Origin of the sequence: Ferrovibrio xuzhouensis (genome assembly GCF_042648965.1) — a bacterium.
Taxonomy (GTDB): Bacteria; Pseudomonadota; Alphaproteobacteria; order Ferrovibrionales; family Ferrovibrionaceae; genus Ferrovibrio; species Ferrovibrio xuzhouensis.
Map to the genome: position 1 here is coordinate 1,873,540 of NZ_JBHRYJ010000001.1, position 21,419 is coordinate 1,894,958.

General features: G+C 68.6%; 22 protein-coding genes. 9 read left to right on the top strand and 13 right to left on the bottom strand.

Annotated elements, in window-relative coordinates; all coding sequences use genetic code 11:
• The first annotated feature begins 173 nt into the window (after positions 1 to 173).
• Positions 174 to 782: a pyridoxamine 5'-phosphate oxidase family protein gene (locus ACFOOQ_RS09325; protein WP_379724879.1), complete on the top strand. Its 609-nt coding sequence runs from the start codon at positions 174 to 176 to the stop codon at positions 780 to 782.
• On the opposite strand, the gene ACFOOQ_RS09330 is transcribed toward ACFOOQ_RS09325, so the two are convergent.
• A complete protein-coding gene (locus ACFOOQ_RS09330; RefSeq protein ID WP_379724882.1) occupies positions 779 to 1,372 on the bottom strand; it encodes a TetR/AcrR family transcriptional regulator in 594 nt (197 codons plus the stop codon). The genes ACFOOQ_RS09325 and ACFOOQ_RS09330 overlap by 4 nt on opposite strands.
• Positions 1,373 to 1,451: 79 nt before the next feature.
• Between ACFOOQ_RS09330 and ACFOOQ_RS09335 the strand changes: the two genes are divergently transcribed.
• Entirely contained in the window at positions 1,452 to 2,096 is a 645-nt protein-coding gene (locus ACFOOQ_RS09335) for a glutathione S-transferase family protein (protein ID WP_379724886.1), read from the top strand.
• A gap of 9 nt (positions 2,097 to 2,105) precedes the next feature.
• Here ACFOOQ_RS09335 and ACFOOQ_RS09340 read toward each other — a convergent pair whose 3' ends face one another.
• Complete coding sequence (locus ACFOOQ_RS09340) at positions 2,106 to 2,633, bottom strand: group III truncated hemoglobin (RefSeq protein WP_379724890.1); 528 nt, start codon at positions 2,631 to 2,633, stop codon at positions 2,106 to 2,108.
• A gap of 122 nt (positions 2,634 to 2,755) precedes the next feature.
• Between ACFOOQ_RS09340 and ACFOOQ_RS09345 the strand changes: the two genes are divergently transcribed.
• The gene (locus ACFOOQ_RS09345; protein ID WP_379724893.1) at positions 2,756 to 3,199 is read left to right on the top strand and encodes an Rrf2 family transcriptional regulator; all 444 of its coding nucleotides are present in this window, start codon (positions 2,756 to 2,758) and stop codon (positions 3,197 to 3,199) included.
• Between the two features lie 24 nt (positions 3,200 to 3,223).
• Here the strand turns inward: ACFOOQ_RS09345 and ACFOOQ_RS09350 are convergent, their stop codons facing one another.
• Together ACFOOQ_RS09350 and ACFOOQ_RS09355 are read right to left on the bottom strand one after the other, a co-directional pair.
• A complete protein-coding gene (locus ACFOOQ_RS09350) occupies positions 3,224 to 3,712 on the bottom strand; it encodes a hypothetical protein (RefSeq protein ID WP_379724896.1) in 489 nt (162 codons plus the stop codon).
• Positions 3,713 to 3,978: 266 nt separating this feature from the next.
• Entirely contained in the window at positions 3,979 to 4,542 is a 564-nt protein-coding gene (locus ACFOOQ_RS09355) for an SH3 domain-containing protein (protein ID WP_379724899.1), read from the bottom strand.
• 258 nt (positions 4,543 to 4,800) lie between these two features.
• On the opposite strand from ACFOOQ_RS09355, the gene ACFOOQ_RS09360 reads away from it, so the two are divergent.
• A complete protein-coding gene (locus ACFOOQ_RS09360) occupies positions 4,801 to 5,412 on the top strand; it encodes a hypothetical protein (RefSeq protein ID WP_379724902.1) in 612 nt (203 codons plus the stop codon).
• Positions 5,413 to 5,468: 56 nt separating this feature from the next.
• Here ACFOOQ_RS09360 and ACFOOQ_RS09365 read toward each other — a convergent pair whose 3' ends face one another.
• Positions 5,469 to 6,815, bottom strand: coding sequence for a cobyrinate a,c-diamide synthase (locus ACFOOQ_RS09365; RefSeq protein WP_379724905.1), 1,347 nt, complete (start codon positions 6,813 to 6,815; stop codon positions 5,469 to 5,471).
• Positions 6,797 to 7,615, bottom strand: a complete 819-nt coding sequence (gene cobA / locus ACFOOQ_RS09370; RefSeq protein ID WP_379724908.1) for a uroporphyrinogen-III C-methyltransferase — start codon at positions 7,613 to 7,615, stop codon at positions 6,797 to 6,799. The genes ACFOOQ_RS09365 and cobA overlap by 19 nt, the downstream gene beginning before the upstream one ends.
• Positions 7,616 to 7,680: 65 nt before the next feature.
• On the opposite strand from cobA, the gene ACFOOQ_RS09375 reads away from it, so the two are divergent.
• Together ACFOOQ_RS09375 and ACFOOQ_RS09380 are read left to right on the top strand one after the other, a co-directional pair.
• Positions 7,681 to 8,811 carry a cobalt-precorrin-5B (C(1))-methyltransferase gene (locus ACFOOQ_RS09375; RefSeq protein WP_379724911.1) on the top strand — a complete coding sequence of 377 codons (1,131 nt, stop codon included), beginning with the start codon at positions 7,681 to 7,683 and terminating at the stop codon, positions 8,809 to 8,811.
• Positions 8,804 to 9,568 carry a cobalt-precorrin-6A reductase gene (locus tag ACFOOQ_RS09380; RefSeq protein WP_379724914.1) on the top strand — a complete coding sequence of 255 codons (765 nt, stop codon included), beginning with the start codon at positions 8,804 to 8,806 and terminating at the stop codon, positions 9,566 to 9,568. Before ACFOOQ_RS09375 ends, ACFOOQ_RS09380 begins: the two co-directional genes overlap by 8 nt.
• Before the next feature lie 18 nt (positions 9,569 to 9,586).
• Here ACFOOQ_RS09380 and ACFOOQ_RS09385 read toward each other — a convergent pair whose 3' ends face one another.
• From ACFOOQ_RS09385 to ACFOOQ_RS09395, 3 genes are all read right to left on the bottom strand, one after another.
• The gene (locus tag ACFOOQ_RS09385) at positions 9,587 to 9,961 is read right to left on the bottom strand and encodes a response regulator transcription factor (RefSeq protein WP_379724917.1); all 375 of its coding nucleotides are present in this window, start codon (positions 9,959 to 9,961) and stop codon (positions 9,587 to 9,589) included.
• A gap of 117 nt (positions 9,962 to 10,078) precedes the next feature.
• A complete protein-coding gene (locus ACFOOQ_RS09390; protein WP_379724920.1) occupies positions 10,079 to 10,741 on the bottom strand; it encodes a response regulator transcription factor in 663 nt (220 codons plus the stop codon).
• Entirely contained in the window at positions 10,738 to 12,249 is a 1,512-nt protein-coding gene (locus ACFOOQ_RS09395; protein ID WP_379724923.1) for a sensor histidine kinase, read from the bottom strand. The genes ACFOOQ_RS09390 and ACFOOQ_RS09395 overlap by 4 nt, the downstream gene beginning before the upstream one ends.
• A gap of 557 nt (positions 12,250 to 12,806) precedes the next feature.
• Here ACFOOQ_RS09395 and ACFOOQ_RS09400 point away from each other — a divergent pair.
• Both ACFOOQ_RS09400 and ACFOOQ_RS09405 read left to right on the top strand, forming a co-directional pair.
• Positions 12,807 to 13,877 (top strand): EAL domain-containing protein, encoded by a 1,071-nt coding sequence (locus ACFOOQ_RS09400; RefSeq protein ID WP_379724926.1) that lies wholly within the window; start codon positions 12,807 to 12,809, stop codon positions 13,875 to 13,877.
• A 56-nt stretch (positions 13,878 to 13,933) separates the two neighbouring features.
• Entirely contained in the window at positions 13,934 to 16,033 is a 2,100-nt protein-coding gene (locus tag ACFOOQ_RS09405) for a HAMP domain-containing methyl-accepting chemotaxis protein (protein ID WP_379724929.1), read from the top strand.
• A gap of 15 nt (positions 16,034 to 16,048) precedes the next feature.
• Here ACFOOQ_RS09405 and ACFOOQ_RS09410 read toward each other — a convergent pair whose 3' ends face one another.
• The gene (locus tag ACFOOQ_RS09410; protein ID WP_379724932.1) at positions 16,049 to 16,939 is read right to left on the bottom strand and encodes a LysR family transcriptional regulator; all 891 of its coding nucleotides are present in this window, start codon (positions 16,937 to 16,939) and stop codon (positions 16,049 to 16,051) included.
• A 111-nt stretch (positions 16,940 to 17,050) separates the two neighbouring features.
• Here ACFOOQ_RS09410 and ACFOOQ_RS09415 point away from each other — a divergent pair, with 111 nt between their 5' ends.
• On the top strand, positions 17,051 to 18,079 hold the full coding sequence (locus ACFOOQ_RS09415; RefSeq protein WP_379724935.1) for a zinc-dependent alcohol dehydrogenase family protein: 1,029 nt from the start codon (positions 17,051 to 17,053) through the stop codon (positions 18,077 to 18,079).
• A gap of 3 nt (positions 18,080 to 18,082) precedes the next feature.
• On the opposite strand, the gene cobM is transcribed toward ACFOOQ_RS09415, so the two are convergent.
• Genes cobM through ACFOOQ_RS09430 form a run of 3 tightly spaced genes read right to left on the bottom strand, consistent with a single transcriptional unit; the run spans position 18,083 to position 21,413 of the window.
• Positions 18,083 to 18,865: a precorrin-4 C(11)-methyltransferase gene (gene cobM, locus ACFOOQ_RS09420; RefSeq protein ID WP_379724938.1), complete on the bottom strand. Its 783-nt coding sequence runs from the start codon at positions 18,863 to 18,865 to the stop codon at positions 18,083 to 18,085.
• On the bottom strand, positions 18,862 to 20,697 hold the full coding sequence (gene cobJ, locus ACFOOQ_RS09425) for a precorrin-3B C(17)-methyltransferase (RefSeq protein ID WP_379724941.1): 1,836 nt from the start codon (positions 20,695 to 20,697) through the stop codon (positions 18,862 to 18,864). Before cobJ ends, cobM begins: the two co-directional genes overlap by 4 nt.
• On the bottom strand, positions 20,694 to 21,413 hold the full coding sequence (locus ACFOOQ_RS09430; protein ID WP_379724944.1) for a precorrin-2 C(20)-methyltransferase: 720 nt from the start codon (positions 21,411 to 21,413) through the stop codon (positions 20,694 to 20,696). The genes cobJ and ACFOOQ_RS09430 overlap by 4 nt, the downstream gene beginning before the upstream one ends.
• Positions 21,414 to 21,419 lie beyond the last annotated feature (6 nt).

A 21,419-nucleotide genomic window follows, 5' to 3' on the forward strand; every position in this document is an offset into this window, starting at 1 on the left:
AAAATCCCCATCCCGTCCGGCAACCCCCCGGACGGCGCGATACTCTGCCAAAGCCGGGCCCGGTTGCAAACCAAAAGGATCAATTCTCGCTTTATTTGCGGGGCGTCCGCGTCCTGCGGTTGACCGGGCGGCCCGTGCATCGGAGCATGGCTGGCCCCCAGCCGGAGCCTGCCATGACCCTCCTCGAATCCGAAGCCGATCTGCGCGACTGCTACGACGCGCCCAACGAGACGGTGCAGAAGAAGATTCTCTCCCGCCTCGACAGGCATGCGCGGGCCTTCATCGGGCTGTCGCCGCTGGTCATGCTGGCTACCGCCGGGCCGGAGGGTGCCGATTGTTCGCCGCGCGGCGATGCGCCGGGTTTCGTGCGCGTCGAGGATGACAGCACGCTGCTGCTGCCCGACCGGCGCGGCAACAACCTGATCGATTCCTTGCGCAATGTCGTGCAGCAGCCATCGGTCGGGCTGCTGTTCCTGGTGCCCGGCATCAACGAGACCCTGCGGGTCAACGGCAGCGCGCGGATCGTCACCGATGCGGCACGCCTGGCGCCGATGGAAATGCAGGGCAAGGTGCCGGCCTCGGCGCTGGAGATCAGCGTGCGGGAAGTCTTCTTCCACTGCGGCAAGGCGCTGATCCGCTCCGAATTGTGGAACCCGGAGAAGCATGTGCCGCGCAGCGCCTTTCCGACGCTCGGCCGCATCATTGCCGACCAGGTTGCCGGCGTCGAAGCCGCGGCGCTGGAAGCCAATCTGGAAGACGCCTACAAGACGCGGCTGTACTAGGCGTCCTGCGCCAGCAGGCCGCCGGCCAGTGTCGCCAGCGCGGCGCGGGCCTCGCGGCGAAAACCGCGGCGCGGAACGGCCAGCTGCTGCAGGACCAGGCCGATCAATACGGCGACGAACAGCCCGGCATGCCGCTGCGGCGCGGCTGAACCGGCGGCGGCCAGTGCCAGCGCGGCGCTCTGCCGCCAGGTCTCGAACCAGGCCTGCACCACATCGGCATGGCGGGGATTGCGGGCTGCGGCGAGGAACGCCTCGTAGCAGGCGATGTGAATCTCCGCGTTGTCCTTCAGTTCGTCGGCATACCATCCGGTCAGGCCGTCGAGCCAGGCTTCCATGTCGAAGGTCCGATCCTGCAGTCCGAGCGCCAGCGCGCGCAGCCGTGCGGTTTCGCGTGTCAGGGCATGATGCAGGGCGGCCTCGACCAGCGCGTCGCGGCTCTTGAAATGATGGGTGATGGCGCCGAGCGACAGGCCGGCTTCGGCGGCCACGGCGCGGTGGGTGACGCCGTCGATGCCGTTGCGGCCGATGATGCGCAGGGTCGCTTCCATCAGCGGCCGCTGGCGTTCGGATGCGGTGTCCGGGCCGCTCATGTTGACGCCGGCGCCAATTTCAGGATACAGAACATATGTTCTTTTTTCCGGGTCAGATGTTCCGTGAAGGGATGGCGCGATGCCGGCCTATCGTTTGCACTATTTTCCCGAATCCGGGAACAGCTACAAGCTCGCCCTGATGCTGACCCTGTGCGGCGAAGGCTTCGAGCCGGTCTGGACCGATTTCGGCAACCGCGTGACCTGGACGCCGGAATGGCGGGCGCGGGTCAACGAGATGGGCGAGATTCCGGTGCTGGAGGAAGACGGCGTCCGCCTCACCCAGTCGGCGCCGATCCTGCTGCGGCTGGCCGAGCGCCACGGCCGGTTCGGCGGCGATACGGCGGAGGGCCGCTATGACGTGCTGCGCTGGCTGTTCTGGGACAACCACAAGCTTTCCGGCTATATGGCGACCTACCGCTATCTGCGGACCTTCACGCCGTCGCCCGATCCGCAGGTGCTGGCTTTCCTGCGCCGGCGCATCGACGATTTCCTTGGCATTCTCGACAATCATCTGCAGGACCGCGCTTTCGTCACCGGCATGACGCCCACCATCGCCGACCTGTCGATGATCGCCTATCTGCAGTATCCGGCCGGCGAGCACGGCTATGATTTCGGCGGCAGCCATCCGGCGGTGCGTGGCTGGCTGGACAGGGTTGCAGGATTGCCCGGCTGGCGTTCGGCCTACGATCTGCTGCCGGGGCAGCGGCTGAAGCATTACGTGTAGGGCGGGCGGTCAGGCCGCCGGTTCGCTGCGGACTGGCTCGCTTCTGGCAGCACCGAGCCAGTCGGGCGTCTCGCCGCGGGCAAAGCGGATGCCCATCAGCAGCGACTGGGCGATCTTCTGCGCGCGATCCTCGAACAGGGCCGCCTGCTCCGGCGTGCACCGCTCCGCGACGGTCTGGCGGAACAGGCCGAGCCAGCGGGCGAAATGCGTCGCATCAAGCCCGGCGCCTGATTTGCCATCCGTGCCGGTATCGATCTGCACATGCGCTGGCATCGGCCGGCCGGCATAACGGCCGGTCATCAGCAGCACCGACGACCAGAAATCGCACATCTTGGCGAGATGTTCATCCCAGCGGTCGCCAATAACCCGTTCGAAAATCGGCCCGAGTTCCGCATCCGCGCGGATGCGGCCGTAGAAGGCATGCACCACGTCATGCACGATGTCTTCGGTCACGCCGGCCTGGGCGCCGGGCGCAAGCTTCGCGCGGCGTCCGGCGCGTTCGGCATAGGTGCTGTCGGTATCGTCGTGATGGGCCATGATGCGGTTCCGCGTCTGCTGACGGCAACAGGATATTGCCCGAGAATATTGCCTGGCCGAATTAAATCAAGCATAATAGATGCATCTTTTGTCGCACCCTCGCCCTCCTGCCGAAAGCCGCCATGCACCTGACGCTCCACACGGACTACGCCCTGCGCCTGCTGATGTATCTGGCACTGCGGCCCGGCCGGCGCTGCACCATCGAGGAGGTCGCCGGCGCCTATGGCATCTCGCGCAACCACCTGATGAAGGTGGCGCTGACGCTCGCCCGCGAGGGCTTTGTCGACAGCCTGCGCGGCCGCAGCGGCGGGCTGAGGCTGGCCATGGCGCCGCAACAGATCCGGCTCGGCGCCGTGGTGCGCAGGACCGAGGACAGTTTCGACCTGGTGGAATGTTTCGATGCGGCCAGCAATACCTGCGTGATCGCGCCGGGCTGCCGGCTGAAACAGCCGCTGGCCGCGGCGGCGCAGGCCTTCCTTGGCGTGCTCGACGGCTACACGCTGGCCGACCTGACGGCGCCGCCGGCGACCGCGCGCACTCTCGGCCGCCTGCTCGGGACGGCTTAGCGGCGGCTCGCCTGACGGGGGACGTCAGCCCGGCATGCTGGCAAAGACGATGCCGATGCCGATGGCGGCACAGGCGAGGCCGACCGGCAGCATGCCGACATGGATCAGCGCGCTCCAGCCGCTGAGCGGGCCGCTGGCGGTATCCATCTCGCCATCCAGAAAGTCGCGCATCGCCGTGCGGCGCGGCACCCGCCATTCGGCGAGCCGGCCGAACGGGTCATGATGGTGGCGGCTGCCGATCAGGGTGACGATGCGCGGGATGCCGAAGCACATGGCCATGATCAGCATGCCGGTCAGCACCGACAGGCCGCTTTCCAGCCCGGTGACGAACAGGATGGCAAACGACAGCATCATCACGGCGTAGCCGCCGGTGATCAGCAGATAGGCGCTGCCCGGCAGCTTGTCGAAATGCCGACCCGATACGCGATAACCCGCGCGGCTGCGGCTGCCGGCATGATGACGGCCGGGATGAAGGACGGCATCGAGATGGAGGGCGGTGGCAAGCGAAGCCATGGCGCAATCCTTTCCGCTGCCCGTAGCATCATGGCGGACAGCAGCGCGGCATCGCCCGCCTGCCGGTTGCGGCATCCCTCCGGAACGATACGGCAGATCGGCCTGGATGCCGGCAGGGCGGGCGGCTGTCGCGCGCGATGGCGTTCCGGCGGCCCTGTGCGATGACAGCAGGGTCGCGCACAAATGCGACCAGCCTGCGGCATTACCGGCGGATCGATGGATCAATTTTGTGATTTTGCGGTTTTCTGCGCCGCGGCAACGATGGCTTAGTCGAAGGTCTCGTCGCGATAGACGCCCCACAGCGCCGTGCGCTGCATCCAGCCGCGGGTGCCGGAGATTTCCACCTCGCACCAGACCCGGTTCGGGCATTTGCGCAGCCGCGCCTGCACGCCGGGTTCGGCGGTCAGCAGCACGTCCGAGACCTCGTCGGGCTTGTCGTAGAGCGGCTGCACATGGCCGGTGACCAGGCCGTAGCGGCGGCCCGAGGTCAGGTTCTTGTGCACCCAGGCCTCGGTGCCGTCATGGTCGCGGATGCGGCGCCAGTATTCGTATTCGGCGATCACTTCGACCGGCAGGTGGCGGCGCTGGTACTGCCAGGCGATCGGATAGCGCGCGCCCGGGCCGGTGCGGGCATTGACCTTGTCGGCGGCGAGGCTGACGAAGCGGGGCACCGGCAGGCCGGAATCCGAGCCCTTGTCCGGCGGCGGCGGCGCTTCGGCCGCAGCGGACAGCGGCGCGGCCGGCGCCGCATCGGCACCGCGGGCGAGCTGCAGCGGCAGCAGGCCGGCAGCCAGCACAAGAACGGCGGACAGGGCAAAACGCGTCGGCATCGGACGGGACTACAGCAAACGGGGTAAATTTCGGTTAACCGAATCGGTGCGGAATCGTAGCAGGTATGGCCCCCAAGACAATTGTCCAGCTGGCCGCAGCCCCCATCACGAACCGGAAAGCCGGCCCGCAGGCCCCCTCAATCGTCATGGCCGGGCTTGACCCGGCCATCCATGCTTTTGCTGTTTACCGCCCTTAAGACATCAGCTTTATGATCTTATGTAGCAAGCGACTCAGGTCGCGTGGGCGGGGGGGGATTCATGAGCGCTACCATAAGCCTTGTCATTTCATCTTTTGCCTTATTGCTCTCTGCCCTAACGGCATGGCTCACCTTGCTCAGGCGCGGAACCGTAAAAATGACGAGGCCGACAGTGATCTACTTTGGTCCCGACGGCGGTTTTAAAGATAAAGCGCCATTAAAGGTATATTTCCGGTGCTTACTTTATGCGACCTCGAAGCGCGGTTGCGTTATTGAAAGCATGTATGTGCGACTCAAGCGTGGTGAGACGACGCAGAATTTCAATATCTGGGTATATGGCGAAAAGCAGTTGAGCCGCGGCAGCGGATTATTTGTTCCAGAGAGTGGGACTGCATATAACCACCATTTTCTATTACCTGCCGATGGAACAAATTTCCAATTCCTACCGGGGAAGTATTCGGTAGAGGTTTTAGCTCAGCTTGTTGGCAAAGCGACGCATGTGGTCTTGCATGCAGTCAATCTTGAGGTTAGCCCCGAAGAAGCACGGTCAATAACCAGGCCGGGGCAAGGGCTGTATTTTGATTGGGGGCCAGATGCAGGAAAGTACTATGGCCACATCAAACCGGAATCAAATTCTGAAATACCAATAATGCTTGACGATATGATCAGATAAAATCGTAGATGGCCGGGTCAAGCCCGGCCATGACAGTCATTTTTTGTGGCCGCACCTTACTCCGCCCGGTCGATCAGGTGCAGGTAGCTGCCGCACACATTGCCAATGCGCGCTCCCATGGCGCCGAGATCGGCGCCTTCCGCATCGGCGGCGCGGAACAGCGACGGCGCATCGGCGCCGGCGGTCTGCACCGAATAATGGAACTCATGGCCGCGGAAGCGGCTGCCGGCCGGCCCGAAGGGCATATCGACCAGCGCGGTGATGCGGCGATAGCCGAGGTGGCGGCAGGGGGTGGCGAAGCTGGTGGCGATGGGCAGCAGGCCGGCCATGGCATGACGCCGGCCCTCGGCATCGGTCAGCCCCTCGCCCAGCAGCATGAAGCCGCCGCATTCGCCATAGAGGACGGCGCCGCGCACCGCCGCCGCGCGCAGGCCGGCCATCAGCCGGCGGTTGGCGGCCAGCCGCCCGGCATGCAGTTCGGGATAGCCGCCGGGCAGGAAGACGGCATCGGCCGTGGCATCGGGGGCTTCGTCGGCCAGCGGCGAGAAGGGCAGCAGCGTCGCCCCCTGGGCCTGCCAGCCGGCCAGCAGATGTGGATAGGCGAAGGCGAAGGCGACATCCTCGGCCACCGCGATGCGCTGGCCCAAGGGTGGCAGCGCGGGCGGTGGCAGCGCGGGCGGCGGCAGCGCGGGGGGCGGTACCGGCACATCTGGTGCGAGCACCAGCGGTGCCAGCAGGGCGTCGAAGGCGGCACGGTCGAGGCCGTTGTGCAGCCAGTCGGCCGCGGTATCGAGCAGCATGTCGAGGCCGCTGCGCTCTTCCGCCTGCATCAGGCCGAGATGGCGGCTCGGCAGCGCCAGATCCTCGCGCGGCGGCAGCGCGGCGAGGATCGGCAGGCCGAGCGGCGCCAGCGCGCGGCGCAGCAGGGTTTCGTGGCGCGGGCTGGCGACGCGGTTGAGCACCACGCCGCCAATCGCCACATCGGGGCGGAAGCTGCGGAAGCCATGCACCAGGGCGGCAACAGACTGGCTCTGGCGCGCCGCATCGACCACCAGCAGGATCGGCAGGCCGAGCCGCGCGGCCAGATCGGCGGTCGAGCCCTCGTCATTGGCGGCGGCATCGAACAGGCCCATGACGCCCTCGACGACGACCAGCTCGGCCTGGCCGGCGCCCCAGGCCAGCACGGCATTCAGCGTCGCCGGCCGCATGGCGAAGGCATCGAGGTTGCAGCAGGGCCGGCCGGCGCTGGCGGCGCGATGGAAGGCGCCGTCGATATAGTCGGGTCCCGTCTTGAACGGCGCCACGATGCGGCCCTCGCGGGCCAGCAGGCGCAGCAGGGCAAGGGTGACGGTGGTCTTGCCGCTGCCCGAGGCCGGCGCGGCGATTACGATGCCTGCTGACATGACGGCACCGGACCGGTCAGCGGAAGGCTCTGCAGGGTGGCCTGCAGGTCGCTGGCACCGAAGACGGCATGCAGGTCGACCACTTCGCCGACCACGAACAATGCCGGCGGCGCGACCTGCGCGGTCTGGGCCCGGGCGACGATGCTGCCAAGCGTCGCGGTCAGCACCCGCATCTGCGGCAGGGTGGCATGGCTGACCAGCGCTGCCGGCCGCTCGGCGGGCAGGCCGGCATGGCGAAGTTTCGCCACCAGCAGGTCGAGATGCTTGATCGCCATGTAGATCACCAGCACCGGCGAGGCGCGCACCATGGCGGCCCAGTCGACGCTGTCGGGCACTTCGCCGGCCGCGTTATGCCCGGTGAGGAAGGTGACGCAGGAATTGGTGTCGCGATGGGTCAGCGGAATGCCGGCATAGGCCAGCCCGCCGATGCCGGCCGAGATGCCGGGGATGACACGGAAGGCGATGCCGGCGTCGCGCAGGCTCAGCGCCTCCTCGGCGCCGCGGCCGAACACGAAGGGATCGCCGCCCTTCAGCCGCAGCACGCGCTTGCCCTGGCGGGCCAGCTCGATCAGCCGCAGGCTGATGTCGCGCTGTTTCGGCGAGGGCTTGCCGCCGCGCTTGCCGGCATATTCCAGCACCGCGCCGGGCCGCGCGCAGCCGAGGATCGCCTCGCCGACCAGCGCGTCGTAGATCACGATGTCGGCCTGGTTGAGCGCGTTCACCGCATGCAGGGTCAGCAGTCCCGGATCGCCGGGACCGGCACCCGCCAGCCACACCTGGCCGGCCGGAAATACAGGCATATCAAGGGCCGGAAGCTGCATCGCGGCAAGGTACACCGGGCTGCCGGCGGTGTATACTGCGCGCCATGTCGGAACAGGTTGCAGAGAGGACGGGCGCGACGGCGGCTTTGCGCCGCGGCTGGACGACCGGCGCCTGCGCTACCGCGGCGACCAAGGCGGCGTGGACGGCGCTGCTGACCGGCGCATTTCCCGATCCGGTCGAGATCCTGCTGCCGAAAGGCGAGCGGCCGGCGTTTGCGCTGGCCGTCGAACGCAGGGGCCGCGATGCGCACGGCGACTGGGCCGAGGCCGGCATCGTCAAGGATGCCGGCGACGACCCGGACGTCACCCACCAGGCAATGATCGTCGCCCGCCTCCGCCGCGGTGCGCCCGGCAGCGGCGTGGTTTTCCGCGCCGGCGAAGGTGTCGGCACGATTACGAAGGCCGGCCTGCCGCTGCCGCCGGGCGAGCCGGCGATCAATCCGGTGCCGCGCCGCCTGATGCAGGCGGTGATCGCCGAAGTCGCGGCGGCACAGGGTGTCGCCGGCGATGTTGAGATCGAGATTTCGGTGCCCGGCGGCGAAGATCTGGCGAAGCAGACGTGGAATCCCCGGCTCGGGATTCTCGGCGGCCTCAGTATTCTCGGAACCACCGGCATCGTTGTGCCGTTCTCCTGTTCGGCGTGGATCCATTCGATCCAGCGCGGCGTCGATGTGGCGCGGGCGGCCGGCCTTGCGCATGTCGCCGGTTGTACCGGCTCGACCTCGGAGGGCGTTGTGCAGCAACTCTACGGCCTGCCGGAGCTGGCCCTGCTCGACATGGGCGATTTCGCCGGCGCGCTGCTGAAATACCTGCGGCGGCATCCGGTGCCGCGGCTGACCATCGGCGGCGGCTTCGCCAAGCTGGTGAAACTGGCGCAGGGCCAGATGGACCTGCATTCCGGCCGCAGCCAGGTCGACGCCGATGTGCTGGCGAGCTGGCTGGGCGAGGCGGGCGGCAGCAATGCGCAGGTGAAACAGGCGCGTGGTGCCAATACCGCGCTCGAGGTGCTGCAGATCGCGCAAGCGACCGGCCTGCGGCTCGGCGATCTCGTCGCGCGGCGCGCCGCCGATGCGGCGGCCAGCCTGGTGGCGCCGGCCGCCATCGCCATCGACGTGGTTGCCGTCGACCGTGCCGGCACGATTGTTGGACGTTATGGCGTCGGCCGCCATGGCTAAAGTGCGGCGCCTCCTGCTGCTCGGCGGCACCGGCGAGGCTTTGCGGCTGGCCCGCGAGCTCGATGGCAACGACCGGCTGCATTGCATCTCGTCGCTGGCCGGCCGCACCGAACAGCCGGTGCAGCCGCCGGGCGAGGTGCGGGTCGGCGGCTTCGGCGGCATCGCCGGCCTCAGCGACTATCTGGTGCGCGAGAAGATCGACCTGGTGCTCGATGCCACGCATCCCTTCGCCGAACAGATGGCGCGCCATGCCTTCGAGGCCTGCCGGGCGCTCGGCCTGCCGCGCGCCAAGCTGGTGCGGCCGCCGTGGTCGCCGTCGCCCGGCGACCGCTGGACCATGATGCCGAGCGTGGCGGCGGCGGCGGTGTTCCTGCGCTTCCATCCGGCGCACCGCATTTTCCTGACCGTCGGCCGCCAGGAGATCGGTCCCTTCGTGCCGCTGGCCGGCGAACGCAACGGATCGCGCTGGTTCCTGACCCGGCTGATCGATCCGCCGGCCGACGACATCGCGCTGCCGGCGGGCGAACTGGTTCTGGGGCGCGGTCCGTTCACGCCCGATGACGAGAAGGCGCTGATGCAGCAGCATCGCATCGACCTGCTGGTGACCAAGAATGCCGGCGGCGCGGCGGGCAAGATCGCCGCTGCCGCCGAACTGCATATTCCGGTGCTGATGATCGAGCGGCCGCCGCTGCCGCCCGGCGATATCGTGGAAAGCACCGGCGCGGCGCTCGCCTGGGTCAATACGACGGCGCTGTAGACGGGGGCAGCCGGGACGCTAGCTGCTCTGGCCGACGGCGGTCTCGATGCAGCGGATCATGGTGCTGCCGTCGAAGGGTTTGGCAAGGAAGTCGATGGCGCCGCCGGCACGGGCCTGCCGGCGCAGGCGCTCTTCCGGAAAGGCCGTGATGAAGATGACCGGGATGTCGCGGCCCTGGCTGGCCAGTTCCGCCTGCAGCTCCAGACCGCTCATGCCCGGCATCTGCACGTCGGTGATCAGGCAGGCGGTGGCGTCGATCAGCGGCGAGGCGAGGAAGGCCTCGGCCGAGGCGAAGCCATAGGCGGCAAAGCCGAGCGAACGCACCAGACCTTCGGTGGCGGTGCGGACAGACGCATCATCGTCGACGATGGATATGATCTTTATGATCGACACGGTACTCGTCCTCGCTGCGGGGGCGATCTGCCGGACGGTCCGGCCCAGGCCACGCGCTGTGTGATGGGGGCAACCTACCGCTGCCCCATGCCGCGGGGAATCATACAGAGGTTTAGGTCAGTTACCCTGAGCGGCGGCCTTGAGCGCCTCGGCCATGCGCACGAGGTCGGCGAGGGATTTTGCCGCCATCTTCTTCATCACCTGGCCACGATGGATCTTGACGGTGATCTCGCTGAGATTGACCTCGGCGGCGATCTGCTTGTTCATCAGGCCGCGGGTCACCCAGTCCATGATCTCGCGTTCGCGCGGGGTCAGGCTCTGGTAGAGCTTCTGCAGCGCCGCAGTGGCCTGTTCGGCCGTGCGGCGCTCCTCGTCGCGCCGCAGCGCGGCGGCGACGGCATCCAGCATGTCCTGGTCACGGAACGGCTTGGCGAGAAAATCCACCGCGCCGGCCTTCATGGCGCGCACCGACATCGGAATATCGCCATGGCCGGTCATGATGATGACCGGGATGCGGATATTGGCGGCGGCGAGCTGGGTCTGGAAATCCAGCCCGCTGACACCGGGCAGGCGGACGTCGAGCACCAGGCAGCTCGGCGCATCGGGCAGCTTGCTGCGCAGGAAATCGGCCGTCGCGGCGAACATGGTGACCTGCAGCCCGACCGAGCGGAACAGGCCGTCCATCGCCGCGCGCAGCGGGGCGTCGTCGTCGATCACCAGCACATGGCCGGCGGCGGTATCGGCGGGGCCGCTGGCGGCGCCCTTGGCTGACGTGGTCATGCGGCATTCTCCTCCTCTGCTGGCGGCAGCGAAAAGGCCAACACCGATCCGCGCGGCGAGGTCTCGGCCAGCCAGATGCGCCCGCCGTGGGCCTCGACGATGGAGCGGCAGATCGACAGGCCCATGCCCATGCCGGTCGGCTTGGTGGTGAAGAAGGCCTCGAACAGCCGCTCGGCGCCGTCGGGCGGCATGCCGGGGCCGCTGTCCTGCACCTCGACCCGGGCCTGGCCGTCCTCCTGACGCAGGCTGCGCACCGTGAGCCGGCGCGGCAGGCCCCCCGTCTGGTGATCCCCCGTCTGCTGATCTCCCGCCTGCTGACTCATGGCCTGCATGGCATTGACCACGAGGTTCATCACCACCTGCTGCAGCTGGGTGCGGTCGCCCTGCACGGCGGGCGGTTCTGGATCGAAGGATGTCTGCAGGATGACCTGGTGGCTGAACAACTCGCGCTCCACCAGCGGCAGGGTGTCCTCGATCACGCTGTTCAGCGTCAGCAGCGCCTTGGTCTCGTCGGTCTTGCGGAACAGGGCGCGCAACCGCCAGATCACCTCGCTGGCGCGCCGGCCGTCGCTAACGACGCGCTCGATGGCCGCGCGGGCCTCGCCGATCTGCGGCTCGGCGCGGGCCAGCCAGCGCAGGCTGGTCTCGGCATTGGTGACGATGGCCGCCAGCGGCTGGTTCACCTCATGGGCGATCGACGCGGTCAGTTCGCCCATGGTCATGACACGGTTGGCATGGGCGAGTTCGGCCTGCGCCCGATTGAGCGCTTCCTGGGCGCGGACATGATCGGTGATGTCGGTGTTGATCTCGAGGATCGAGACCGGCTGGCCGCGCTCGTTGCGCTCCAGCGACCAGCGGCTGGCGACGGTGGCCGGCGGGCCGTCGCGGCGGGCATGCACCAGCACGCCCTCCCAGCGGTCGGTCTGCATCAGCGTTTCCATTGCCGCCGCGCGCGACAGCGGAAACTGCGTCTGCAGCAGGTCGGTCGCGGTCCTGCCGGCGACGGCGGCCTTCGTCCAACCGTAGAGTTCCTCGGCGCCGCGGTTCCAGTAGGTCACGGTATCGTCGAGCGTGCGCACCAGGATCGCGTCATGGGTCAGGTCGAGCAGCCGGGCCTGTTCCGACAGCGCGGTGGTGGCGGCGTGGTTGCGCAGCACCAGCAGCGTGGTCACGGTGATGGCGGCGACGCTGACCAGGCCGCGCAGGGTGGCCGAGTCGGTGATCGACAGCATATGCGTCAGCATGTAGCTGAGCAGGGTGAGCGCCACGCAGCCGGCCGATACCGCCAGCAGGCCGCGCCGGCTGCAGAACCCGGCGGCCATCACCACGACGATGACATACAGCACTGCGACGGCGAAATTCAGCGGACTGAAGGTGTCGGTGACGAAGATGCAGAGGGTGAGCAGGGCGGCGAGCAGCGGCATCGCGCGCGGCGTGCCGGGCTTGCGGCGGTCGGGCGCCGGCGGGCGAACGGATCCGGCCGGTGCCGTGATGGATGGGCTGCTCAACACCTGATGCTCCCCCGAAGGCTGCGTCCCGCAACGGCCGCGACGGTGCGGCTGTGCCGCCGCGCCATGCGGGAAAAGAAGCAGATATCCGCCGCAAAGAGAAGCGGTCTTCGCCATTACCATACCTAGGTATAGGCGCTCCACACCAACGCAGGAGGCGGAAATCCCTGCGTAGAATGGAGGCGGCGCCGGAAATATTTACCCTGATCCCCACAGACAGCGCGACGCCGATGCATCGCGACCGAACCGGGCCCGGACCGCCGGACCCAAAGCGTGGGGCCAGTGATGACAACCTCCTTCCAATTCTCCGGCAGCCGGCCAGGCTTCCCCCAGCGAACCGCCCCCCTCGCTGCCCGGCCGGCTGCCGCGAGGGCCCGGGCGATCCGCCTGGGCCGCTCGGCCGCCTGCGGTCTTGCCGTTCTCGCGGCCGCAGGCAGCCGTTCTCCTCTCCACATGTTTCTGCGTGCCGAAACCACCCAGGTTCTCGCCCTTTGCCTGATGCAGATCGGCATCCTGTCGCAGTCCTGATGCGGCCGACCGAAAGGAAAGACGACACCATGACCAAGATCACCCAGCTGCATGTCGCGCGGACCCTGCCCGCACCGGCCAGGCCGGCTGTGCAGGCCATCGAATCCCTGTCGCTCGGCATTCCCGTCACCCTGGGCGTGCTGGCGCTGGTGGCGCTGGCCTGGGACGGACTCAAGGATATCGTCATCGGCGATTTCGGCCTGCCGATGCTGCGCGCCGACGTGCTGTCCGGTTTCGCCCTGCTGGTGCTGATGGCCTGTGTGCTGGCCATTGGCCTGCGCCTGATTCGCCGTGCCCGGGCCGACCGGTTGACGCGCGCCGAACACCGGCTGCTCGAGGAGATCGACGCCGGTCTGCGCAACGGCGAATTCGTGCCGTATTTCCAGCCGATCTACGATCTGCACGAGGAACGCGTGGTTGCCGCCGAGGCGCTGGTGCGCTGGGTCGATGCCACGGGTCGGGTGCGTCCGCCGGCAGACTTCATCCCGCTGCTGGAAAAGACCAACCGCCTGACCGTGCTGACCCGGGCGATGTTCGACCAGGTGGCGCGCAGCGTCGCCGATTTCGACCGCGCCGGCCTCAGCATCGACGTATCGGTGAACATCTCGGCGCAGGATTTCGAGAATATCGACGTGGCCAGCGAGATCGAGACCTACTGCCTGATCGCCGGCATCGCGCCGAACCGCGTCAAGGTCGAGCTGACCGAGACCCATTCGCTGCAGCGGGTCGATATGGCGCGGATCGCCGCCGCCAAGCTGTCGGCCCGGTCGATCCAGCTGGTGCTGGACGATTTCGGCACCGGCTATGCCTCGATGCATGTGCTCGACCTGCTGCCCTTCTCGCAAATCAAGCTCGACCGCTCGTTCATCGCCGGCCTGCTCACCGATCCGACCGCCAGGGCGATCGTCAAGGCAAGCCGCAGTCTGGCCTTTTCGCTCGGCCTCGAAGTGGTGGCGGAAGGCGTCGAGGATGCTGCCACCGTCGAGCGGCTGGCCGACATGGGGATCCGCCTGATCCAGGGTTATTACTATGGCCGCGCCATGCCGGCCGGTGAATTCCTCGCCGCCGCCGCACCCTACAGGGTGCAACTGGCCGCGTAATCCCGCCCCGACATCTCCAGACAGCGTCCGCCACGGCGAGCAGAAAGCGACAGACCATGACACAGGCAGATCAGAGGCAGACCGGCATGAAGCAGGCCGGTATCCGGTTCGGCATCAACGCCAGGCTCGGCATCGTCTTCGCCGTCCTGCTTGCGGTCTTCGCCGGCTACGGACTGCTGGCAATGACGGATATGTCCAGGCTGAACGCCTCGGCCACCGACATCCGGCTTAACCGCCTGCCGACCCTGCAGGCCGCCGATGCGCTCGGCACGGCGGTGGCGCAGTTCCGTGTCGGCGAGGCCCGTGCCATCCTGGAAGACGATCCCGCCATGCTGGCCGGCGTGGAAACTGCCCTGCAGCAGCAGGAGACCCAGATCGGCAGGCTGGTGACGCAATATGGAACGCTGCTGGCATCGCCGGACGAGCGCACTGCCTATGGCCGCCTCGCCCCAAGCTGGGCCAGCTATCTGGAGACCGACCGGGTGCTGCGCGGCCTGGCGTCGCGCAACGATGATGTCGCCGCGCGCCAGCTTTACGATGGACAGTCCGAAACCGCCTACCAGGATCTGCTCTCCGCCCTGTCTGGCCTGCATGACAGGGTCGCCGCACAGACCATGGACGCGGCGAGCCACGGCGAGGAGATCTACGACCATGCGCGGCTGCTGATGAGCCTGGCCGGGGCGCTGGCGCTGCTGGTGGTGATCGGCGCCGTCGCCATGGTGATGCTGCTGGTCAGCCGGCGGCTGCGTCGCCTGGAGGGGCGCATGGCAGCACTGGCGGAGAAAGACTACGGCGCCGCGGTGCCCTATACCGGCGCGGGCGACGAGATCGGCGCCATGGCGCGCGCCCTGCTGGTGTTCCGCGACGGCCTGAAGGAAGCCGACCGGCTGCATGACGAGCAGGTGGCGGCGCAGCGCCGGCGCACCGCGGAAATCCGCACGCAGCTCGAACGCGAGCGCCTCGCCGGGGCGGAGATTGCAGACCTAGTGGCCGCGGTGTCGCGCGGCGAGGTGTCGCGCCGGCTGTCGGTGGCGGACAAGGACGGCATGTTCCTCGCCATGGCCGAAGGCATCAACCGGTTGGCCGACGCCATCGAGCGGATCATGACCCAGGTCGGCGACGTGCTCGGCGCCATGGCCGACGGCGACCTGACCCGGCGCATCGACGGCGATTTCGACGGTGTCTTCGGCCGCATCAAGGACGACACCAACGGCATGGCGGCGCGGCTGGCCGCCATCATCACCGAGCTGGGCGATGCGGCGCGCGAGGTGCAGGCGGTATCGGCGGAAATCTCCGGCGGCAGCGTCAACCTCGCCGAGCGCACCGAGAGCCAGGCCGCCAGCGTGGAGCAGACGGCCGCGTCGATGAACGAGCTGACCGTCACGGTGAAGCAGAATGCCGAGAGCGCCGGTTTCGCCGACCGGCTCGCCGCCACCGCGCATGCCGCCGCCGACCGCGGCCGCACCGCAATCGGCGCGGTGACCCAGTCGATGACGCGCATCGAAACGGTGGCCGGCCGCATCGGCGGCATCGTCAGCCTGATCGAGGAAATCAGCTTCCAGACCAACCTGCTGGCGCTCAACGCCGCCGTCGAGGCGGCGCGGGCCGGCGAGGCCGGGCGCGGCTTTGCCGTGGTGGCGCAGGAGGTGCGCTCGCTGGCCCAGCGCGCCGCCGCCGCGTCGAAGGACATCAAGACGCTGATCGCCGAATCGAATGCCGAGGTTGGCGAGGGCGGCCAGCGCGTTGCGCAGGCCGGGCACAGCCTCGAGGATATCGTCGCCGCGGTCGGCAAGGTCTCCAGCATTGTCGCCGAGATCGCCGCGGCCAGCCAGGAGCAGGCCACCGGCCTCGAGCAGATCAATGCCGCGGTCGACCTGATGGACCAGGCGACCCAGCATAACGGCTCGCTGGCCGAGCAGACCGCGACCTCTGCCCGGGTACTGGCCGATCAGGCCGAGCGGCTGGCCGGGCAGGTGCAGTTCTTCCGCACGGTTGCGCCGGCGCCGGCCCTGCCGCAGCCCGCGGCGCGGCTTGCCCTGCCGAAGCCGGCAAAGACCGAGCCGGCGGACAGCGCCGCGCCACTGCCGTTTATCCAGCCGCCGGCGCGGTTCGCGGTGCCGGCACCCGACATGGGCTACGGCCAGGCCGCCGAATAGGCAGAGGAGGAGGCTTCAATGCGCCAGCCGGTCGATCACCAGGTCAAGCAGGGCCCGCAGCCGGGCCAGCCGCTTCAGGTCGCGGTGATAGCCGACGAAGGTATCGCGGCCGGGCGGTGCCGCGCCGAGATCGACACGCTCGATGCCGGGCGTGGCATCGCCCAGCGGCCGGGGCAGCACGGCGAGGCCGGTGCCGGCGGCGCAGAGCCGGGCCTGCACATCGCGGTTGTTGCTGCGGAAGGCAATGGTGGCGCCGGGCAGGTTCTGCCGCAGCCAGCCGACATCGGGCATGCCGTCGAAGGCGGTGTCCATGGTGACCAGCCGGCAGCCGGCACCGTCACCGCGGCGCGGGTGCGGCAGGCCGCTGCGGATATAGAGGCCGTAGGGCATGTGCAGAAGCCGGCGCGAAATCACCTCCGGCTCGTCAAACCGGGCGATGCGGAACACCATGTCGGCCTCGCGCCGCGGCAGGCTGTAGAGCCGCGCATCGGTCAGCAGTTCGACGGTGACGCCGGGGTGAATGTCTACGAATTCCGCCAGCACCGGGCTCAGCACATGCAGGCCGAACCAGTCGGACGAGGACAGGCGGAGGTTGCCCTCGAGATGCTGGCCCTGGCCCGCGAGCTGGCGCTCGAGGCCGAGCGCCTCTTCTTCGATGCGCTCGGCGTGCCCGAGCACGGCCGTCCCTTCCTCGGTGAGGACGAAGCCGTCGCGCGTCCGCTGGAACAGGGTCTGGCCGACGGCGGCCTCCAGCGCCCGCAGCCGCCGGCCCATGGTGGGCTGGGTCTGACCGAGCTGCCGCGCGGCGGCGCCCAAGGTACCGGTGCGGGCGATGGCGAGAAAAATCCGCAGGTCGCTCCATTCCATCATGACGGTGCTCCCGAACTGGCCCGACTGGCCGGCCATGCAGAAATGCATGATGACGGAACAATAACGTTAGTACCCAAACAGGTAAATCGCTCCCAGAGTCCTCCCGTGCCAGCCAGGCCGTCCCGCACGGGGACCAGGAGACCGACCATGAGCCTCGTCACACCCCTTCCCGGGATTGCCCCGGAGAGCCGCAGCCAGACCATGCGTGCCCTGGTACTGGAAACCCAGGGCGGCGCCTTCCGTGATACCGTCGCCGCCCGGCCCGAGCCCGGCTCTGGCGAGGTGCTGGTGCGCATCGCCGCCAGCGGCGTCAATCCGCTCGACCTCAAGATCCGCGCCGGCAGCGCCTCTCATGCCGCGCATCCGCTGCCGAACATCCTCGGCATCGACATGGCCGGCACGGTGGAGGCCGTCGGCCCCGGCGTGACCGGCTTCCGGCCGGGCGACGCGGTCTATGGCATGACCGGCGGCGTCGGCTGCGTGCAGGGATCGCTGGCCGGATATGCCGCGGTCGACGCCAGCCTGCTGGCGCCGCAGCCGGCGAATTTTTCCATGCGCGAGGCGGCGGCACTGCCGCTGGTCTTCATCACCGCCTGGGAGGGTCTGGTCGACCGCGCCCATGTCCAGGCCGGCCAGCGCGTGCTGGTGCTGGGCGGCTCCGGCGGCGTCGGCCATATGGCGGTGCAGATCGCGCGTAGCTTCGGCGCCGAGGTCTTCGCCACCGCCAGTGCCGCGCATGCCGAATACATCGCCAGCCTCGGTGCCACGCCGATCGACTATCGCACCGAGACCATCAACCAGGTCGTTGCCCGCCATACCGCCGGGCTCGGTTTCGACATCGTCTACGACACCGGCGGTATGCTGGACGATGCCTTCGCGGCGGTCAGCCGCTTCGGCCATGTGGTCAGCAGCCTCGGCTGGGGCAGCCACAAGCTGGCGCCGCTGTCGTTCCGCGCGGCGAGCTATTCCGGCGTGTTCACCCTGCTGCCGCTGCTGACCGGCATCGGTCGGGCGCATCATGGCGACATCCTGCGCGAGGCGACCAGGATGGCCGAGGCCGGCCTGCTGGTGCCGCGGCTCGCCCCGCAGCATTACAGGCTCGGCGATATCGAGGCGGCCTATCAGGCCATCGCGGATCGCACCGCACAGGGCAAGGTGGTGATCGAGATCGCCTGAAGCCTAGGCCGGCTTCGTCTTTTTCTTTTTGCCCGGCCGGAGCACATGGACATGCTGCGGGTCATACAGCGCGCTGTCGCGGAAGGCGGCGTCTTCGGCCAGCACACGGCCGACCAGGATCAGCGCCGTGCGGGTGACTTTCGCGGCGCGGATCTTGGCCGCGATATCCGACAGCGTGCCGCGCAGGATCTGCTGGTCGGGCCAGGTGGCGCGCACGACCACGGCGACCGGGCAATCGGCGCCGTAATGCGGCGTCAGCTCCTCGACCACATGGCGGATGTTGCGCACCGAGAGATGAATGGCGAGCGTCGCGCCGGTGCGGCCGAAGTTCGCCAGCGTCTCGCCGGCCGGCATGTCGGACGACTTCATCGCCGTGCGGGTCAGGATCACGCTCTGGGCGATCTCCGGCAGGGTCAGCTCGGTCTGCAGCACGGCGGCGGCCGCCGCAAAGGCCGGCACGCCGGGCGTGATTGTGTAGGGGATATGCAGCGCCTTCAGCCGGCGGATCTGCTCGGCGATGGCGCCGTAGAGCGAGGGATCGCCGGAATGCACCCGGGCGACATCGTGGCCGGCGTCATGGGCCTGCACCATCTTGCCGATGATCTCGTCGAGATTGAGCGGCGCGGTGTCGATGACGCGCGCGCCTTTCGGCGCCAGCGCCACCACGGCTTCGGGGACCAGCGAGCCGGCGTAAAGGCAGACCGGGCAGGCCTCAATCAGCTTCGCGCCGCGCAGGGTGATCAGGTCGGCAGCACCCGGCCCGGCGCCAATGAAGTGGACGGTCACGGCGCTCTCTTCTTCTCGTAGCCGCGCGGCGTGTAGACGAAGCGGCGGCCGTTCGGCAGCGCGATGCTGCGGCTGGCCGATGCACCGACCAGCACCACGGTCAGCATGTCGACGGTCTCGATGTCGAGGTCGGCGAGGGTGGTAAACGTCAGCCGCTCGCCCTCGCGGCCGAGGTTGCGGGCGAGGATCACCGGCGTTGCCCCGTCGCGATGCTGCAGCAGGATATCCTTCGCCATGGCCAGCTGGGTGCGGCGGCGCTGCGATACCGGATTGTAGAAGGCGATGACGAAGTCGCCCTGGGCGGCGGCCTTGACGCGCTGGAGGATGGTATCGAGCGGCGTCAGCAGGTCGGACAGCGAGATGGTGCAGAAGTCATGGCCTAAAGGCGCACCGGCCCGCGCCGCGGCCGCCTGCATCGCCGAAACGCCGGGCGCCACGGCAATCGCCAGCCGCTGCCAGTCCATGCGGTCGGGCTCGGCTTCCAGCAGCTCGAACACCAGGGTCGCCATGGCGTAGATGCCGGGATCGCCGGAACAGACCAGTGCCACGCGCCTGCCTTGCGCGGCGAGGTCGAGCGCGGCACGCACGCGGGTCTCTTCCTCGCCGAGGTCATAACGATGCAGGGTCTTGCCGGTGGCGAGATCGGGATAGAGGTCGAGATAGAGGCCGTAGCCGACCCAGTCGGTGGCTTCGGCCAGCGCGATTCGCGCTTCCGGGGTCAGCCATTGCGCATCGCCCGGCCCGGTGCCGACCACCAGCAGTTCGCCGCGCATCACGCCCGCCAGCGCGCCGTCGAAGGGTGCGGGCGCCAGCGCGACGGCACAGGTGGCGCGCTGCGACTTGTGTTTTGGCACCAGCAGGGTCGCGTCGGGCCCGGCGGCGGCCAGTGCGGCGGCTTCCGAGACGCCATGGGCGCCGACCTCGGCGAAGACCACATCCGACGGATTGGCCAGCCGCGGCGTCTCGGCCTCCAGGGTCGCGGCATCGAAAAAGCGCAACGGCACGCCGAGCCAGTGGGCCAGTTCGCCCATCGCCGCCTCGTCGGCCTTGAGGTCGATGGAATAGATACCGGCGATGGCGTCGCGGGCGAGGTTGTGGTCGGCGAGCGTGGTCTGCACCAGGCGGATCAGTTCGACCGGCGAGCAGCCGCGTTCGCAGCCGACCCCGATGGCGAGGCTGCGGGGGTGATAGACCAGCCGCGTCGGCTCGCTGTCGTCGGCCGGTTCCTCATGGCTGACCGCGATGGTCAGCGCGCCTTCATCGTCGACCGGCAGGTTGCTGTCGGCGAGCCAGGGCGCGTCGCCCTCGATGCGGATCTTGCCGCCGCGCAGCATGGCGGCCATGAAGCCTTTCGCGGCATCCGGATTGGCCAGGGTGTAGCCCTCGGGCGGCTCGTCGAGGCCGAGGCCGAAGACCAGGTCGCCGGCGGTGGTGATCGCCGCGGTGCTTTCGAGCACGGCGGCGATGCGCCGCGCCAGCAGGTTGCCGCCGTGATGGCCGCCGAGCAGCGGCACCACGGCAGAGCCGTCGGCGGCGACCGCGATCAGCGGCGGCTCGCTGTGCTTGTCGGCGAGCCGCGGGGCGACGGCGCGAATGAGAATGCCGGCGGCGCAGATGCCGATCACCGGCCGGCCGGCCATGAACAGATCGGCGATCGTGTCGGTCGCCTTGCCGCCAGAAGGCGCTATGGGCAGCGCGTGGACCAGCGCGGCATCGTCGGGGGCATAGACCTCCCAGGCCGGAAAGGCGGCCATCAGCAGCTGCGCCGCCTTGCGCGCATTGGGAGTCAGCAGGACCAGGGCGGGACGGCCGCCCCTCGGCGTGGCACTCATGTGTTGGACTCCGTCACATGCGCCTCGCCGCGCTTGTGCACCAGGATCATGGCGAAATAGGGAATCGCCTGCGGGTCGACCTCGGCCAGCGGCAGGATGCGCTGGTTTGCCATGGTGGCCCGCTCGATGTAGTGCGCGCGACCGGCCAGGCCAAGTTTTTGCAGCAGGGCAACGATGCGCGGTCCGTGGCGGCCAAGCTTGAGGATGGCCGCCGCATCGGTGGCCTGCAGCCTTGCGGCAATCGCCGCGTCGTCGAGCGGCGCCGGGATCACGGTGAGTACGTCGTTGCGGGCGGCAATCGGATGGCCGAGCGCCGCAGCGCAGGCGGTCAGCGACGAGACGCCGGGCACCACCTCGACCGGGAAGCGCTTGGCCAGTCGCGCGAACAGATACATGAACGAGCCGTAGAAGAACGGATCGCCCTCGCAGAGCACGGCGACGTCGCGGCCGGCCGACAGATGTTCGGCGAGCTCGGTGGCGGCACCGTCATAGATCGCCTGGGCCGGGAAGCGCTCCACGGTCAGCGGCATGCGGATGGCGATCTCGGTCTGGCCGCCGGGCAGGTGGCTAGCGACAATGCTGCGCGCCAGGCTGTCGCCCTGTTCCGGCGCCGGCCAGGCCACGACCGGCGCGGCGCGCAGCAGGCGTAGCGCCTTGAGCGTGATCAGTTCGGGATCGCCGGGGCCGATGCCAAGGCCGTACAGGGTACCAGTCATGGGCAG